Origin of the sequence: Burkholderia sp. Ac-20379 (assembly GCF_017104645.1) — a bacterium.
In the GTDB taxonomy this organism is placed as follows: domain Bacteria; phylum Pseudomonadota; class Gammaproteobacteria; order Burkholderiales; family Burkholderiaceae; genus Burkholderia.
Genome location: NZ_JAAGPF010000184.1, coordinates 1 through 14,520 on the forward strand (window position 1 = coordinate 1; position 14,520 = coordinate 14,520).

Annotated in this window: 13 protein-coding genes; 5 read left to right on the forward strand and 8 right to left on the reverse strand. The window is 68.5% G+C overall.

Annotation, left to right across the window (positions count from 1 at the left end):
- On the forward strand, positions 1 to 994 hold a 994-nt coding region (locus G3N92_RS21390), incomplete at its 5' end, for a TolC family protein (protein WP_241014934.1).
- Positions 995 to 1,102: 108 nt separating this feature from the next.
- Here the strand turns inward: G3N92_RS21390 and G3N92_RS21395 are convergent.
- Together G3N92_RS21395 and G3N92_RS21400 are read right to left on the reverse strand one after the other, a co-directional pair.
- Positions 1,103 to 1,675 (reverse strand): TetR/AcrR family transcriptional regulator, encoded by a 573-nt coding sequence (locus G3N92_RS21395; protein ID WP_206129579.1) that lies wholly within the window; start codon positions 1,673 to 1,675, stop codon positions 1,103 to 1,105.
- A 73-nt stretch (positions 1,676 to 1,748) separates the two neighbouring features.
- Positions 1,749 to 2,699, reverse strand: a complete 951-nt coding sequence (locus G3N92_RS21400) for a LysR family transcriptional regulator (RefSeq protein WP_206129580.1) — start codon at positions 2,697 to 2,699, stop codon at positions 1,749 to 1,751.
- A 123-nt stretch (positions 2,700 to 2,822) separates the two neighbouring features.
- Between G3N92_RS21400 and G3N92_RS21405 the strand changes: the two genes are divergently transcribed.
- From G3N92_RS21405 to mmsB, 3 genes are all read left to right on the forward strand, one after another.
- Positions 2,823 to 4,130: an MFS transporter gene (locus tag G3N92_RS21405; RefSeq protein ID WP_206129581.1), complete on the forward strand. Its 1,308-nt coding sequence runs from the start codon at positions 2,823 to 2,825 to the stop codon at positions 4,128 to 4,130.
- A 73-nt stretch (positions 4,131 to 4,203) separates the two neighbouring features.
- A complete protein-coding gene (locus G3N92_RS21410; protein ID WP_206129582.1) occupies positions 4,204 to 5,730 on the forward strand; it encodes a CoA-acylating methylmalonate-semialdehyde dehydrogenase in 1,527 nt (508 codons plus the stop codon).
- Positions 5,727 to 6,647: a 3-hydroxyisobutyrate dehydrogenase gene (gene mmsB, locus G3N92_RS21415; protein ID WP_241014935.1), complete on the forward strand. Its 921-nt coding sequence runs from the start codon at positions 5,727 to 5,729 to the stop codon at positions 6,645 to 6,647. The genes G3N92_RS21410 and mmsB overlap by 4 nt, the downstream gene beginning before the upstream one ends.
- A gap of 19 nt (positions 6,648 to 6,666) precedes the next feature.
- Here the strand turns inward: mmsB and G3N92_RS21420 are convergent, their stop codons facing one another.
- From G3N92_RS21420 to G3N92_RS21445, 6 genes are all read right to left on the reverse strand, one after another.
- Positions 6,667 to 7,275 (reverse strand): HD domain-containing protein, encoded by a 609-nt coding sequence (locus G3N92_RS21420; protein WP_206129584.1) that lies wholly within the window; start codon positions 7,273 to 7,275, stop codon positions 6,667 to 6,669.
- Positions 7,276 to 7,356: 81 nt separating this feature from the next.
- Positions 7,357 to 7,935 carry a methyltransferase domain-containing protein gene (locus tag G3N92_RS21425; RefSeq protein ID WP_206129585.1) on the reverse strand — a complete coding sequence of 193 codons (579 nt, stop codon included), beginning with the start codon at positions 7,933 to 7,935 and terminating at the stop codon, positions 7,357 to 7,359.
- A gap of 36 nt (positions 7,936 to 7,971) precedes the next feature.
- On the reverse strand, positions 7,972 to 8,697 hold the full coding sequence (locus G3N92_RS21430) for a class I SAM-dependent methyltransferase (protein WP_206129586.1): 726 nt from the start codon (positions 8,695 to 8,697) through the stop codon (positions 7,972 to 7,974).
- 42 nt (positions 8,698 to 8,739) lie between these two features.
- Positions 8,740 to 9,537 carry a phytanoyl-CoA dioxygenase family protein gene (locus G3N92_RS21435; RefSeq protein ID WP_206129587.1) on the reverse strand — a complete coding sequence of 266 codons (798 nt, stop codon included), beginning with the start codon at positions 9,535 to 9,537 and terminating at the stop codon, positions 8,740 to 8,742.
- 509 nt (positions 9,538 to 10,046) lie between these two features.
- The gene (locus G3N92_RS21440; protein WP_206129588.1) at positions 10,047 to 11,369 is read right to left on the reverse strand and encodes a TIGR00366 family protein; all 1,323 of its coding nucleotides are present in this window, start codon (positions 11,367 to 11,369) and stop codon (positions 10,047 to 10,049) included.
- A 522-nt stretch (positions 11,370 to 11,891) separates the two neighbouring features.
- Entirely contained in the window at positions 11,892 to 12,968 is a 1,077-nt protein-coding gene (locus G3N92_RS21445; RefSeq protein ID WP_206129589.1) for a nitronate monooxygenase, read from the reverse strand.
- Positions 12,969 to 13,216: 248 nt separating this feature from the next.
- Here G3N92_RS21445 and G3N92_RS21450 point away from each other — a divergent pair.
- Positions 13,217 to 14,520 (forward strand): FAD-dependent oxidoreductase (locus G3N92_RS21450; protein WP_206129590.1); only part of this gene is annotated, 1,304 nt, incomplete at its 3' end.

Here is a 14,520-nt window from a genome sequence, read left to right on the forward strand (position 1 = left end):
GGCCGAGGCGGACCGGCTCGGCACGCGCGTGACGGTGGCCGCCGACGCGGCCGACGCGTATCTGCAGGTGCGCGGCTACCAGGCGCGGCTCGCGGTGGCCAACGATCAGGTGCGCACCGATACGCATCTGCTCGATCTGGTCAAGGCGCGCCGCAGCGCGGGCGCGGCCGACGAGCGCGAGATCGCGCAGGCCGACGCGTTGCTGCGGCAGGCGCGCGCATCGATCCCGACGCTGCTGACCAACCTCGTCGCGCAACTGAACCGGCTCGACATCCTGATGGGCGCGCAGCCCGGCACCTACGCGAGCCAGCTCGCCGGGCCGGGCGGGATCCCGGGCATTCCATCGGTCGATGCGAGCGCCGCGCCCACCGACGTGCTGCGCCGGCGCCCCGACGTGATCGCGGCCGAGCGCCGGCTGGCCGCCTCGAACGAGCGGATCGGCGCGGCGCTGTCGGACTACTACCCGAAGCTGTCGATCTCGGGCCTGCTCGGCTTCGACAGCATCAACGCCGGGCAGTTGTTCACGGCACGTGCGTTCCAGCCGGCCGTGACGGCCGGGCTGCGCTGGCGGCTGTTCGATTTCGGCAAGGTGGATGCGGAGGTGGCGTCGGCGCGCGGCGCGAACGCCGAGGCGCTGGCCGTCTATCGGCAGACGGTGCTGAAGGCGGCCGAGGATGTCGAGAACGCATTCGTGTCGCTGACGCAGACGCAACTGCGGCAGGGCGAGCTCGACGCCGAGGTGGCGTCGCTGACGCGGGCGCGCGATCTGTCGGAGCGCGCCTACAAGGCCGGCGCGATCACGCTGACCGACGTGCTCGACGCCGATCGGCAACTGCTGAGCGCGCGCGACGATCTCGATGCGACGCGCGCCGATTCGGCGCGGGCGGCGGTGTCGGTGTTCCGTGCGCTGGGCGGGGGATGGGCGACCGGGCAGACGGCGGAGGCGGCGGCTCCCGCATCGGGCGCGGTGTCGAAGCCGGCGGCGGCCGGCTGACTGGGGTTGGCTGGAGAGCGGGCCTGACGTGGGCCCGGCGGCCACGCCCTGCACGATGCCCTGCAAGCGGTTCGACGGCCGGCCGACGAGCCCGGCCGGCCGCTCGCCTCAGGGCTGCTGAAGCGCCTTGCGCGCTTCGCGCAGCACCGAGGCCGCGAGCGCCTCGTCGTTGACGAGGCGCGCCACCGTCAGCGCGCCGATCATCGTCGAGACGATCACCGAGGCCTTCTTGCGCGCCGCGGCAGGCGTCAGGTCGCTCAGGTGGCTCGCGAACAGCTCGATCAGCGCGATCGTGCTGTCGGCCGCCGCGCTGCGCACGTCCTCGCTGCCGCGCACCAGTTCGCTCGCCAGCGAGACGAGCGCGCAATCGCTGCAGGTGCCGCCCACGTGCAGCGCCGACAAATAACGGTCGATGGTGGCGTCGAGGCCGCGCTTGCCCGGCGCGCCGTCGAGCGTCACCGCCATGTTCTCGCGCGCGTTCTGCGTGGCGAGCTGAAGCGATTCCACCACCATCTGGTCTTTCGAGGCGAAGTGCTTGTAGAAGCCGCCGTGCGTGAGGCCGGCTTCGGCCATCACGTCGCTGAGCGCGGTGTTCTCGATGCCGTTCTCGCGGAACTTGCGCGACGCGGCCTCGACGATGCGCTGGCGGGTTTCGGCCGCTTCCTGTCTGGACTTTCTCATGAGCGCGATGCTGCTGTCTGGATCATTTGGATTACATACAACATCCGTTGTCGCGTGGCAAGCGCGAGCGCGTTCAGAGCGCGGCGAACCGCATCTCCGGCGTCTGGCCGAGCAGGAACGTGCGGTTGAGCACGGCCGAATCGCGCAGGAAATCCCATAGCGCCGAGATCCGCCGCAGGTTGCGGATGTCCTCGCGGCAGCACAGCCAGAAGTGCCGCGTGATCGACACTTCGCCCGGAAACACCGGGATCAGGCGCGGGTCGGGCTCGGCCATGAAGCAGGGCAGGATCGCGAGCGCCGTGCCCTGCAGCGCCGCGTGATATTGCGCGACGATGCTGGTGGTCGAGAGGTTCGCGCCCGCGCCGGGCACGGTGCGCTCCAGGTACAGCAGCTCGGGGCTGAACACCAGATCGGTCACGTAGTTCAGGAACGCGTGCTCGCGCAGGTCGGCGAGCCGCGGCGACACCGGGTGGCGCTGCAGATACGCCTGCGTGCCGTACAACTGCAGCCGGTAATCGCACAGCTTGGTGTGCACGTACTGGCCCCGCTCGGGCCGCTCCAGCACGATCGCGAGATCGGCCTCGCGCTTGGACAGGCTGACGAAGTGCGGCACCGGCAGCAGATCAATCGAGATCTCGGGATGGGCGCGCGCGAAGTGCGCCAGTTGCGGCGCGAGGAAGAACGAGCCGAAGCCCTCGGTCGAGCCGATCCGCACGTGCCCCGACAGCAGGTTCGCGCCGCCCTTGAACTGCTCGCCGGCCGACTGCACGGCACTTTCGATCTCGTCGGCGTAGGTCAGCAGCCGCTGGCCCTCCGAGGTCAGCACGAAGCCGCCCGCGCGCGATTTCTCGAACAGCACCGCCTCCAGCGACGCCTCCAGCTCGCGCACGCGCCGCGCCACCGTGGTGTGATCGACGCCGAGCCGGCGCGCCGCCGCGCTGGCTGTTTGCGTCCGCGCGACAGCCAGGAAATAACGCAAGTCGTCCCAGTTGATCCGGCGCATTTCGCTTGTGGATTTTTGCATAACGGATGGGCGTTCAGCGTTATTTCGTGTGGAAAATCAAAGAACTATACTCGCCGGGACGTTGCCGAAAAGCGCGACGCGCAATAGGGATTCCCCTTATTGGACAAGAACACCGGAGACAACATGGAACTGCATTCGACCGCCGCCGCGGCGCCGCCGGCGGCGCGCCGATCCGCGAAGGATTACGTCGTGGCCGGCTGGGCCAGCATGGCGGGCACCACCATCGAGTGGTACGACTTCTTCCTATACGGCACCGCCGCCGCGCTCGTCTTCAACAAGGTGTTCTTCCCCACGCTCGATCCGGTGCTCGGCACGCTGGCCGCGTTCGCCACCTATGGCGTGGGCTTCATCGGCCGGCCGATGGGCGGCATCGTGTTCGGCCACTTCGGCGACAAGATCGGCCGCAAGTCGATGCTGATGGCCACGCTGCTGATGATGGGGATTCCGAGCATCGCGATCGGCCTGATCCCGTCGTTCCAGAGCATCGGCTACTGGGCCGCCGGGCTGCTGGTGGCGATGCGCTTCATTCAGGGCATGGCGGTGGGCGGCGAGTGGGGCGGCGCGGCGCTGATGGCGGTCGAGCATGCGCCGCCGGGCAAGAAGGGGCTGTTCGGCAGCCTGCCGCAGACGGGCGTGGGCTTCGGCCTGATCCTCTCGTCGAGCGCGATGGCCGCGGTGGCGGCGCTGCCCGAGCCGGCGCTGCTGTCGTGGGGCTGGCGTGTGCCGTTCCTGGCGAGCGTGGTGCTGCTGATGGTGGGCTGGTACATCCGCACCCGCGTGCCCGAGTCGCCCGATTTCGAGAAGCTCAAGCAGGACGGCGCGCGCGTGAAATCGCCGGTGGCCGAGGTGATCGTGCGTCACCCGCGCGCGCTGCTCGCGATCATCGGCGCGCGCACCGCCGAGAACACCTGGTTCTATCTGGTCGTGGCGTTCGCGCTGTCGTACGCGGCGAACCAGCTCGCGATTCCGAAGGCGCAGATCCTCCATGCGATCACCGCCGGCGCGGCGCTGTCGATCGTCACGATGCCGCTGTCGGGCTATCTGAGCGACCTGATCGGGCAGAAGCGCCTGTTCGTGATCGGGCTGGTGGTGATGTGCCTGTTCGCCGCGCCGTTCTTCATGATGCTCGAAACGCGTCACGCGCTGGCCGTGTGGTGGGCGATGGTGCTCGGCGTGGGCGTGGTGTTCCCGATCCTCTACGCGCCCGAATCGCAGTTCTTCGCCGCGCAGTTCCCGCCGCAGGTGCGCTACAGCGGCATTTCGGTGTCGGTGCAGGCGGCCGGCGTGCTCGGCGGCGGCATCGCGCCGATGATCGCCACCGCGCTGCTCGCCACGGGCGGCGGCAACCCGCGCTACGTGGTGGCCTACATGGTCGCGCTCGGCGCGATCGCGATCGCTTGCGCGCTCTGCCTGCGCGACGGCAAGGAATAACCCCCTCCATCTATCCGGCGCGCGGCGTCCGATCCGTCGCGGCGCTCGCGCCGGCAACCGCAGAGAGTCGAACATGAACGCAGTCATTCAGGACAACGCAGCAGCCGTGCCGAACGTGCCGCTGCTGATCAACGGCGAATTCGTCGAATCGGCCAGCACCGAGTGGCGCGACATCGTCAACCCGGCCACCCAGCAGGTGCTGGCGCGCGTGCCGTTCGCCACGGCGGGCGAGATCGACGCCGCCATCGAGGCCGCGCACGCCGCGTTCGCCACCTGGAAGCACACGCCGCTCGGCGCCCGGCTGCGCGTGATGCTGCGCTTCCAGGCGCTGGTGCGCGAGCACATGCCGCGCATCGCCGCCGTGCTGACGGCCGAGCAGGGCAAGACGCTGCCCGACGCCGAAGGCGACATCTTCCGCGGCCTCGAAGTGGTCGAGCACGCCTGCTCGATCGGCACGCTGCAGCTGGGCGAATTCGCCGAGAACGTGGCCGGCAGCGTGGATACGTACACGCTGCGCCAGCCGATCGGCGTGTGCGCCGGCATCACGCCGTTCAACTTCCCCGCGATGATCCCGCTGTGGATGTTCCCGATGGCGATCGTCTGCGGCAATACGTTCGTGCTGAAGCCGTCCGAGCAGGATCCGCTGTCCACCATGGAGCTGGTCAAGCTCGCGATCGAGGCCGGCGTGCCGAAGGGCGTGCTGAATGTAGTGCACGGCGGCAAGCAGGCGGTGGATGCGCTGTGCACGCACCGTCATGTGCAGGCCGTGTCGTTCGTCGGCTCCACGGCCGTCGGCACGCACGTGTACCGGCTCGCGAGCGAGCACGGCAAGCGCGCGCAATCGATGATGGGCGCGAAGAATCATGCCGTGGTGCTGCCCGACGCGAACCGCGAGCAGACGCTCAACGCGCTGGCGGGCGCGGGCTTCGGCGCGGCGGGCCAGCGCTGCATGGCCACCTCGGTGGTGGTGCTGGTGGGCGCGGCGCGCGACTGGGTGCACGATCTCGCCGCCAAGGCGCGCACGCTGAAGGTCAACGCCGGCAACGAGGCCGGCACGGATGTGGGCCCGGTGGTGTCGAAGGCGGCCAGGGCGCGCATTCTGGAGTTGATCGAATCGGGCGTGCAGGAAGGCGCGACGCTGCTGCTCGACGGCCGCGACGTGACGGTGCCCGGCTACGCCGACGGCAACTTCGTCGGCCCGACGATCTTCACCGACGTGAAGACCGACATGCGCATCTACACGCAGGAAATCTTCGGGCCGGTGCTGGTGGTGCTGACCGCCGACACGCTCGACGAGGCGATCGCGTTGGTCAACGCGAACCCGTTCGGCAACGGCGTGGGCCTGTTCACGCAGAGTGGCGCGGCGGCGCGCAAGTTCCAGAACGAGATCGATGTCGGCCAGGTCGGCATCAACATTCCGATTCCGGTGCCGGTGCCGTTCTTCAGCTTCACCGGCTCGCGCGGCTCGAAGCTCGGCGACCTCGGCCCGTACGGCAAGCAGGTCGTGCAGTTCTACACGCAGACCAAGACCGTCACCGCGCGCTGGTTCGACGACGCCACCGTCAACGACGGCGTCAACACCACCATCAGCCTGCGCTGAGCCCGGCACGAGGAGCGCACGTCATGAAGATCGGATTCATCGGGCTGGGCAACATGGGCGCGCCGATGGCGCGCAATCTGCTGAAGGCCGGGCACGCGCTGCGCGTGTTCGACCTCGACGCGGCGGCGGTGCGCGCGCTGGTGGACGCCGGCGCGCGCGCGGCGGCCTCGCCGAAGGACGCGGCGAGCGACGTCGAATGCGTGATCACGATGCTGCCGGCCGCCGCCCACGTGCGCCACGTGATCGGGGCCGAGGACGGCGTGCTGGCGGGGATCGCGCCGGGCGTGACGATCGTCGATTGCAGCACGATCGATCCGGCCACCGTCAAGGCGATGGCGCAGGCCGCGGCGGCGCGCGGCAACGGCTTCGTCGATGCGCCCGTGTCGGGCGGCACCGGCGGTGCGACGGCGGGCACGCTGACGTTCATGGTCGGCGCCGAGGGCGACGGATTCGACGCGCTCAAGCCGTTGCTGGCCGCGATGGGGCGCAACATCGTGCCGTGCGGCGGCGTGTCGATGGGGCAGGTGGCGAAGATCTGCAACAACCTGATCCTCGGCATCACGATGGCCGGCGTATCGGAGGCGATGGCGCTCGGCGAGGCGCTCGGCATCGATCCGAAGGTGCTGGCCGGCATCGTCGACAGCTCGACCGGGCGCTGCTGGAGCTCCGACACCTACAACCCGTTTCCGGGCGTGGTGGCGACGGCGCCGGCCGCGCGCGGCTACAGCGGCGGCTTCGGCACCGACTTGATGCTGAAGGATCTGGGCCTGGCCACCGACGCCGCGAAATCGGTGCGGCAACCCGCTTACCTCGGCGCGCTCGCGCAGCAGCTGTATCAGGCGCACAGCGCGGGGGGCAGCGGGGGGCTCGATTTCTCGTCGGTGATCGGGCTGTATCGCGCGAAGCCGAAGGGCTGACGCGCGCTGGCGAGCGCGTTCAGCGCGCGGCGAAGTGCGCGCGCACGCGCTCGCGGGCCGCGTCCCACAGCGCCGGCGAGCCGCGCGCGATGACCGGGCCGTAGCGCTCGATCACCTGCTGCTCGGTGATGCCGTTCTCGCGCCAGGTGCCGCCGTCGGTCAGCGTGTTGATCAGCAGCGGCTGCAGGCGGTCGAGCGCCTTGGCGAAGATCGCCTCGCGCGTTCGCGCCGCCTCGAACTCTTCCCACAGCGCGCGCAGCGCCGCGCCCTGCGGCTCGGGCAGCAGCCCGAAGATGCGCGCGGCGGCCTCGTGCTCCTGCGCTTCGATGTCGTTCGCGCCCGCGCCCGGCGCGTGGAACGGATGATCGCCCGCGTCGATCTCGACGATGTCGTGCACCAGCAGCAGCTTGACCACGTGCATGACGTCGGCGCCGTCGGCGTACTGCGGCGCGAGCGTCATCGCGAACATGGCCAGATGCCACGAGTGCTCGGCCGAATTTTCCTTGCGGGTGCGATTGACGAGCGGCGATTGCCGCAGCACCGATTTGAGCTTGTCGAGCTCGGCCAGGAAGGCGAACTGCTGGCCGAGCGCGGTGAGCGCGGGGGTGTTGGGGGGCGTGGCGTCCAAGAGGCGTTCTCCTTCGCTTGCGTGACGTCGCCGACATTGTGACGCGTTGCGAAGGGTTTCGCCAAGCGATTGACGCCCTGCTCAGATCCAGCGGAACGTCAGATCGCTGTCCTTGCTTTCCTTGAACTTGTTGCACTTCGCGAGCACGTTGTAGCGGATCGGGAACAGCTCGCGGCCCGGCGATTCGAGGATGTCGATCTCGACGATGTCGAAATCGCGCAGCAGCGCGTTCCAGCCGTGCTCGGTGATGCGCCAGCAATCGGGCGTCGGCCCGTGGATGCGCCAGTTCAGCGGCGCGGAAATCAACAGCCAGCCTTCGTGACGCAGCACGCGACGAATTTCCTTCACGGCCTCGAACGGATTGAGCGTGTGCTCGATCACTTCCATGCAGACGACGCAATCGTAGGCGCTGTCGGCGATCTGCGCGTTCTGGCGGGTGATGTCGCCGACGATGTCGGGCCCGTAGGTATCCACCACGTCGAACGTGTCGACCTTGAAGTTGGCGAAGCATTCGCGCACGAAGGTGCGATCCTGCGGGCCGACTTCGAGCAGGCGTCCGGGTTCGCCGGCGAGCTTGTCCGCGGTGCGGCGCACGAAGGCGGCGAGGTGGTCGCGCGCCAGCGAGAAGGTGTCGTTGTCGAATTGCGAAGGAATGGCCATGGCGTTACCTGTCGTTGCGGGCTGAGCGCTTGCGCGTCAAGGGGTGGATTCGGTCTGGATCTTGCGTTCCGGCACCGCGACGCCGCGCAGATGGAACACGATCATCGTGTTCTCGATGTGATACAGCGTCATGTCGCGGGCAAGATCGTCGAGGTATTGCGTCAGTTCGGGAAACTGGCGGTTGCCGTAGTCGTGCCAGGCGATGCAGGCGCGGCCTTCGGGGGCCAGCATCGCCAGCGCGTTCTCGGTGTCCTTGCGGACGTAACTGACTTCGTGATTCGCGTCGATGAAGACGTACTGGAACTGCTTGGCATACGGCGCCGGGTCGAGCTTCATCGAATCCTGGAACACCTGTTTGACGAGGTGACGGTTCGACGATTTGAGGTATTTTCGTTCGAAGCCGAGCGCTTCGCTGGCGAGATGGCGGTCGTCGCCCTGGAACGCCACGTCGTCGAGATCGGGCAGATCGAGCGTGTAGATGCGCTCGCCCGCGACGTCGTGCGGCGTCAGGTTCTCGGCCAGCAGCCGCGTGGTGTAGCCCTTGTAGGTGCCGAATTCGAACAGCCTGGCCGGCTCCACCACGCGCATCAGCTTGAGCAGCGCGATCGATTCGAGCGACGTCAGCGAGCCGGCGCCTTGCGCGGGCGGCATGAAGAAGCGGATCTCTTCCGGATGGTCGTCGGGAATCGAAAGCAATTGCGTCGGACGGATATGAATCATTCCCGAAGGGCGCGATTGCGTGGCGGTGAATTGAGTGGTCATTGGATCTCTCATTTAGTTGTTCGACTGGCGGCCGGCGTGTGTTCAACCGGCGTTGCGTTCTTTTTCGTACTTGATCAGCTTGTGGATACGGGAATTCTTGAAATAGCGGATGTGGTTCCGGTGCGAATAGAAGATGTCGGTCTGCCATTCGCCGCACAGCAGGTCGATGCCGGTCGGATCGTCGGCCGGCTGCACGATCGTGTCGGCCAGGATCCGGTCGACGCCCGACGTGTTCGGGCCGGATTCGTGCCACACCGAGCTGTTCATCACGACGAAATCGCCGGGCGCCAGCTCGGGCGTGATCTTCGGCCATTGGATGTCGAACGCGGCGGGATCGATCTCGCCGGCGTCGCCGAGCACGCCGAGCCGGTGCGAACCGGGGTAGAAGCTCATCGCGCCGTTGGCCTCGTTGACCTCGCTGAGCGCCACGAACAGGCTGCACTTGTTCAGGTTGCCGAGGTGGTAGCAACTGTCCTGGTGCAGGAACACGGGGGCCGGGCTGAACCGGTCCTTGATCACGAAGCGATGGTTGTAGAGCGCCACGTGCGGGCCGAAGATCTGCTTGAGCGTGTCGGCGAACACCGGCTCCCGGTACATGTGCGCGAGCGTGTCGGGCAGCTCCTCGGTCAGCGAGACGGGGTTGCGGCGGCTCACGTCGCGCCCTTCGCGCAGTTGGGCGTCGTAGAACGCGCGCCAGGCGGCCTGCCAGCCGCGCATCACGTCGGCCGGGATCGCGCCACGCATCACGAACACGCCGGTTTCCGCGAACACGGCGGGGTCGAACGTGCCGGACGAGAGCTTCTCGACCGCGCGCGCGAGGGAATCAAGCGTGCTGGGCATGGTGGCGTGGCAAAGTGATCAATTGTTAAATTATCGCGGGCGCCGGCGCATGGCCAAGCGCCGAGATGACGCCAAAAGCGCCGTCAATTTGCCGGATGACGGGCCGAACGGGGGGCGGGGCGGGTGCGCCGCGGCAAACCGGGGCAGGAACCGGCGCGGTTTGACGCCGATGGCGCGCGCGAACCATGCTGCGCGAGGCAGGCAGGCAGGCAGGCAGGCAGGCAGGCAGGCAGGACGGGGCGAGGCGAGGCGAGGTGAGGCGAGGTGAGGTGAGGCGAGGCGAGGCGGCGGGAAGCCGGAGGGCGGGCAGGTGGCGGGAGCGCGGCGTGGCCGGCAGGGAGCCGGCGCCGGCCTGACCGGTGCGGCTGCGGGCGGCGCTCCGGTCGGACGGGGCGTCAGGGCCGGCGAGTCAGGGCCGGAGAAGCGGTGCCGGAGGGGCGGGCCATGGAGGCGGGACCGGAGAGGCGGTCGCCGCCGCTGCCGGTCGCCTCGTCCCGCCCGTCAATCATTCAGAACAGATAAATCCCCGCGACGAACACCACGCCCGAGAACAGCAGGGCCGTCACGCAATAGCCCATGATGTCGCGCACGCCGAGCCCGGCGATCGCGAGCGCCGGCAGCGCCCAGAACGGCTGCGCCATGTTGGTCCAGGCCTCGCCGTAGGCGATCGCCATGGCCGATTTGCCGAGATCGGCGCCGAGCGCCTGCGCGGCCGGCATCACGAACGGCCCCTGCACGACCCAGTGGCCGCCGCCCGACGGCACCGCGAAATTGATCACGGCCGAGCTCAGGAACGCGAGCAGCGGGAAGGTGTGGACGTTCGCGATATCGACGAACCACTTGGTGATCACGCCGGCCAGCCCCGAGTGATCCATCAGCGCCTGGATACCGGCATAGAACGGGAACTGGATCATGATCGAGCCGGCGCCGCGCGCGGCCGCGCCGATCGCGCGCGCATAGGCCATCGGCGTCTTGTGCAGCACGAGGCCCGCGGCCAGGAACACGAGGTTGACGGTGTCGATGTCGAGCACGAAGCCCTTGATCCTGGTGCGGATCACGAGGAACACCACGCACAGCGCCGCCACCAGCAGCGACAGGAAGCGGCTTTCCTCCATCCGCTCGGCCCAGCTCGCGCCCGGCCCGAGCTTGCGCTCGAAGCTCGGCTCCTCTTCCAGCAGCTTCGGATCGACCGACACCACCTCATGCGGCTTCGGCATCATCATCCGCGCCAGGAACGGCAGCAGCACGATCAGGCCGATCGTGACGAACGCGTTGTAGCCGGTGAAGATCGTCTGCGAGACGGGGATCAGGCCGATCACCTTCTCCATCGGATTGCCCTTGGTGGCCGCCACCAGCGGCACCGAGCCGGACAGCCCGCCGTGCCAGGTCAGGAAGCCCATGTAGGCCGAGGCCACCAGCAGCCGGTAATCCGAGCCTTTGACGCGGCGCGCCACCTCGCGCGCCAGCATCGCGCCGAGCACGAGGCCGAAGCCCCAGTTGATCGCGCAGGCCACCGACGCCACGAACGCCACCAGCATCACGCCGCCGGCCGGGGTTTTGGGCGCGCTCGCGAGCGCCACCAGCAGGCGCTTGACCGGCCCGGAGCTGGCCAGCGCGTGGCCCGTCACGAGAATCAGCGCCATCTGCATGGTGAAGGCCAGCAGGTTCCAGAAGCCGCTGCCCCACAGCAGCACGAGTTCGGCGGGCGGCTTGGGCGTCAGCGAGAACGCCAGCACGAACGTGACGACGGTCAGGAAGATCGCGAAGATCAGCGGATCGGGCAGCACCCGATGGACGATTTGCGTGAAAAAACGGGAAATACGAGAGATCACCGGGGTCTCCTCCGTGATGACGGTTTGTTCTGGATGGGATGCGTAGTCGGGCGCGCGGCTTCAGGCGGGCGCCTGGGGCCGGGGTACGCGGGCGCGCACAAGACTAATGGTCAGACGTGTCAACAACAATACGTAAAGTTGCATAAGCGCTAACCCTTGCTGCCGCTGCTGCCGCCAGCCGTTCGGTGCTGCGGCGGCAGGGCTTGGGCGGCGTTGGGGAGGGTGGCGCGAGGCGTTTTCCATCGCGCCCCGGAGCGGGCCGCGAAGCCGGTTCTTGACGTGGGCCCTTGGGGCGAGTTCTCGACGTGAGTCCTTGAGACGGGTCTTCGACGAGAGCCCTTGGGGTGAGTTCTCGACGCGAGTCCTTGGGGCGAGCCCTTGACGTGAGTCCTCTGAGCAAGCCCTTGAAGCGAAGCAAGCCTTTGAAACAGCCCGTGGGACGGGCTTTGAACGGGGCGTTGAAGCGGGCTTCGCGACGCGCTTCGAAGCGGGCCGCCCCACCGCCCGCCCCACCGCTGCCCTTCAGCCGAGCGCCACCGCCGTTTCCTCGGCCAGCGCATGAACGAGCGCGGCGGCCGAGATGTCGGCGTCGCGCAGCCGGCTCAGCCCGGCTGCCTGCCCGGCCCACAGCGACAGGAATTCCGGCCGGTTGGCCGCGCCGGCCGCCTTGCGGATCTCGGCCGTCAGCGCGTTCTGCACCGGGTAGGCCGGCACGTCGCGTTCGTGCTCGGCCATGCGCAGCATGAAGTCGTTGACGATGCCGCGCGCCGGGCGGCCCGAGAACACGCGCGTGGTGCGCGTGGCGGTGTCCGCCGATTCGCGGATCCGCTCGCGCCAGCCGGCCTGAATCGGCGATTCGGCGGTGGTCAGGAACGCGGTGCCGAGCTGGGCGGCCTGCGCGCCGAGCACCCGCGCGGCGGCGATGCCGCGGCCGTCCATGATGCCGCCCGCCGCGATCACGGGCAGCCGCACCGCGTCAACGATCTGCGGCACCAGCGCGAGCGTGCCGATCATGCTCGCGTCGGGATGGCCGAGGAACGTGCCGCGATGGCCGCCGGCCTCGGCGCCCTGCGCGCAGATCGCATCGGCGCCGTTGGCTTCCCAGGCGCGCGCCTCAGCCACGTTGGTGGCCGTGCCGATCACGTAGCTGCCGGCCGCGTGCAGGCGCTCGACCGAGGCCGCGTCGAGCAGCCCGAACGTGAAGCTGGCCACCGGCACCTTCAGGTCGATCAGCGCGTCGAGTTGCGCGCGGAAATCCTCGGCGAAGCGGGCCGGCGGCTGTGCGGGCGCGAGGCCGAGCTCCGCGCGGAACGGCTGCAATTGCGCGAGCGCGCGCTGCACGGCGTCGGCGCCGGGCGCGGGCGTGTCGAGCACGAACAGGTTGACCGCGAACGGCTTCGCGGTGCCGGCGCGGATCGCCGCGACCTGCTGGCGCAGCGCATCGGGCGAGAACCCGGCCGCGCCGATCGAGCCGAGCCCGCCCGCGTTGGACACGGCCGTCACCATGGCCGGCGGCGAGCTGCCGTTCATCGGGCCTTGCACGATCGGCAACTCGATGCCGAGCTGGCGGGTCAGGGCGGTGGAAAGCGAACGCGGCATGGCGGCTCCTCGAAACGAAATGGGGGCGGTCGGTATCGACAAGAACAAGTAGATGATAGGCATCTTATCGGGCCGCCGCGTATGAAAGATCCAGATACCCGTTGCCGCTCAGGCAGATAACCGTGCGAACGGGCGGCCTTAGGGTTAACACAAATACCCGATCCCCGCCGAATCCCTAGAATTTACGATATTCGTTTATAGCAAGACAATTTGCTATTAGTAAATCAAGTCGTTCGAGGAGACGCGGCATGCAGATCGATTATCAGAAGCACCGGTTCGACTACGTCAGGGCGGCCGATCACGACGCGCCGGGCCGAACCGTGCATCCCGTGGTGGTGGTCGGGGCCGGGCCGGTTGGGCTGGCCACGGCGATCGACCTCGCGCAGCAAGGCGTCGCGGTGGTGCTGGTCGACAACGATTGCACGCTGTCGTCCGGCTCGCGCGCGATCTGCTTCGCCAAGCGCACGCTCGAGATCTTCGACCGCCTCGGCTGCGGCGAGCGGATGGTGGAGAAGGGCGTGAGCTGGAACGTCGGCAAGGTGTTCCTGCAGGACGAGCTGATCTACACGTTCAACCTGCTGCCCGAAGCGGGCCATGCGCGCCCGGCCTTCATCAACCTGCAGCAGTACTACGTCGAGGGCTATCTGGCCGAGCGCGCGATGCAGCTCGACAACCTGGAGATGCGCTGGAGCAGCACCGTCACGGGCCTCGCGCAGCACGCCGATCACGTCGAGCTGCAGGTCGAGACGCCCGACGGCAGCTATCCGCTGCGCGCGCGCTACGTGGTGGCCGCCGACGGCTCGCGCAGCCCGGTGCGCAAGCTGCTCGGGCTCGACAGCCGCGGCCGCACGTTCAAGGATCGCTTCCTGATCGCCGACGTGAAGATGAAGGCCGAATTCCCGACCGAGCGCTGGTTCTGGTTCGATCCGCCGTTCCACCGCAACCAGTCGGTGCTGCTGCATCGCCAGCCGGACAACGTCTGGCGCATCGATTTCCAACTGGGCTGGGATGCCGATCCGGTCGCCGAGAAGGCGCCCGAGCGCGTGATTCCGCGCGTCAGGGCGCTACTTGGCGACGACGTGGAGTTCGAGCTCGAGTGGGTCAGCGTCTATACGTTCTCGTGCCTGCGGATGGACGATTTCCGCCACGGCCGCGTGCTGTTCGCGGGCGATTCGGCGCACGGCGTGTCGCCGTTCGGCGCGCGCGGCGCGAACAGCGGCGTGCAGGACGCCGAGAACCTGGCGTGGAAGCTGCGGCTGGTCGTGAACGGCGACGCGCCGCCCGTGCTGCTCGACACCTACGCGTCGGAACGCGAATACGCGGCCGACGAGAACATCCTCAATTCGTCGCGCGCCACCGATTTCATCACGCCGAAGAGCGCCGTGTCGCGCCTGTTCCGCGACGCCGCGCTGAAGCTGGCGAAGGATGCGCCGTTCGCGCGGCGCATCGTCAACAGCGGCCGGCTGTCGGTGCCGGCCGTGCTGCACGGCTCGCCGCTCAATACGCCCGATCGCGACGGCGACGCGTTCGCGGGCGCGCTGCCGCCCGGCGC

Bases quoted from the DNA above. Each gene is read 5' to 3' on its own strand.
- G3N92_RS21395 (WP_206129579.1), bottom strand. From the start codon at position 1,675: ATGAGAAAGTCCAGACAGGAAGCGGCCGAAACCCGCCAGCGCATCGTC.
- G3N92_RS21400 (WP_206129580.1), bottom strand. From the start codon at position 2,699: ATGCAAAAATCCACAAGCGAAATGCGCCGGATCAACTGGGACGACTTG.
- G3N92_RS21405 (WP_206129581.1), top strand. From the start codon at position 2,823: ATGGAACTGCATTCGACCGCCGCCGCGGCGCCGCCGGCGGCGCGCCGA.
- G3N92_RS21410 (WP_206129582.1), top strand. From the start codon at position 4,204: ATGAACGCAGTCATTCAGGACAACGCAGCAGCCGTGCCGAACGTGCCG.
- G3N92_RS21425 (WP_206129585.1), bottom strand. From the start codon at position 7,935: ATGGCCATTCCTTCGCAATTCGACAACGACACCTTCTCGCTGGCGCGC.
- G3N92_RS21430 (WP_206129586.1), bottom strand. From the start codon at position 8,697: ATGACCACTCAATTCACCGCCACGCAATCGCGCCCTTCGGGAATGATT.
- G3N92_RS21435 (WP_206129587.1), bottom strand. From the start codon at position 9,537: ATGCCCAGCACGCTTGATTCCCTCGCGCGCGCGGTCGAGAAGCTCTCG.
- G3N92_RS21445 (WP_206129589.1), bottom strand. From the start codon at position 12,968: ATGCCGCGTTCGCTTTCCACCGCCCTGACCCGCCAGCTCGGCATCGAG.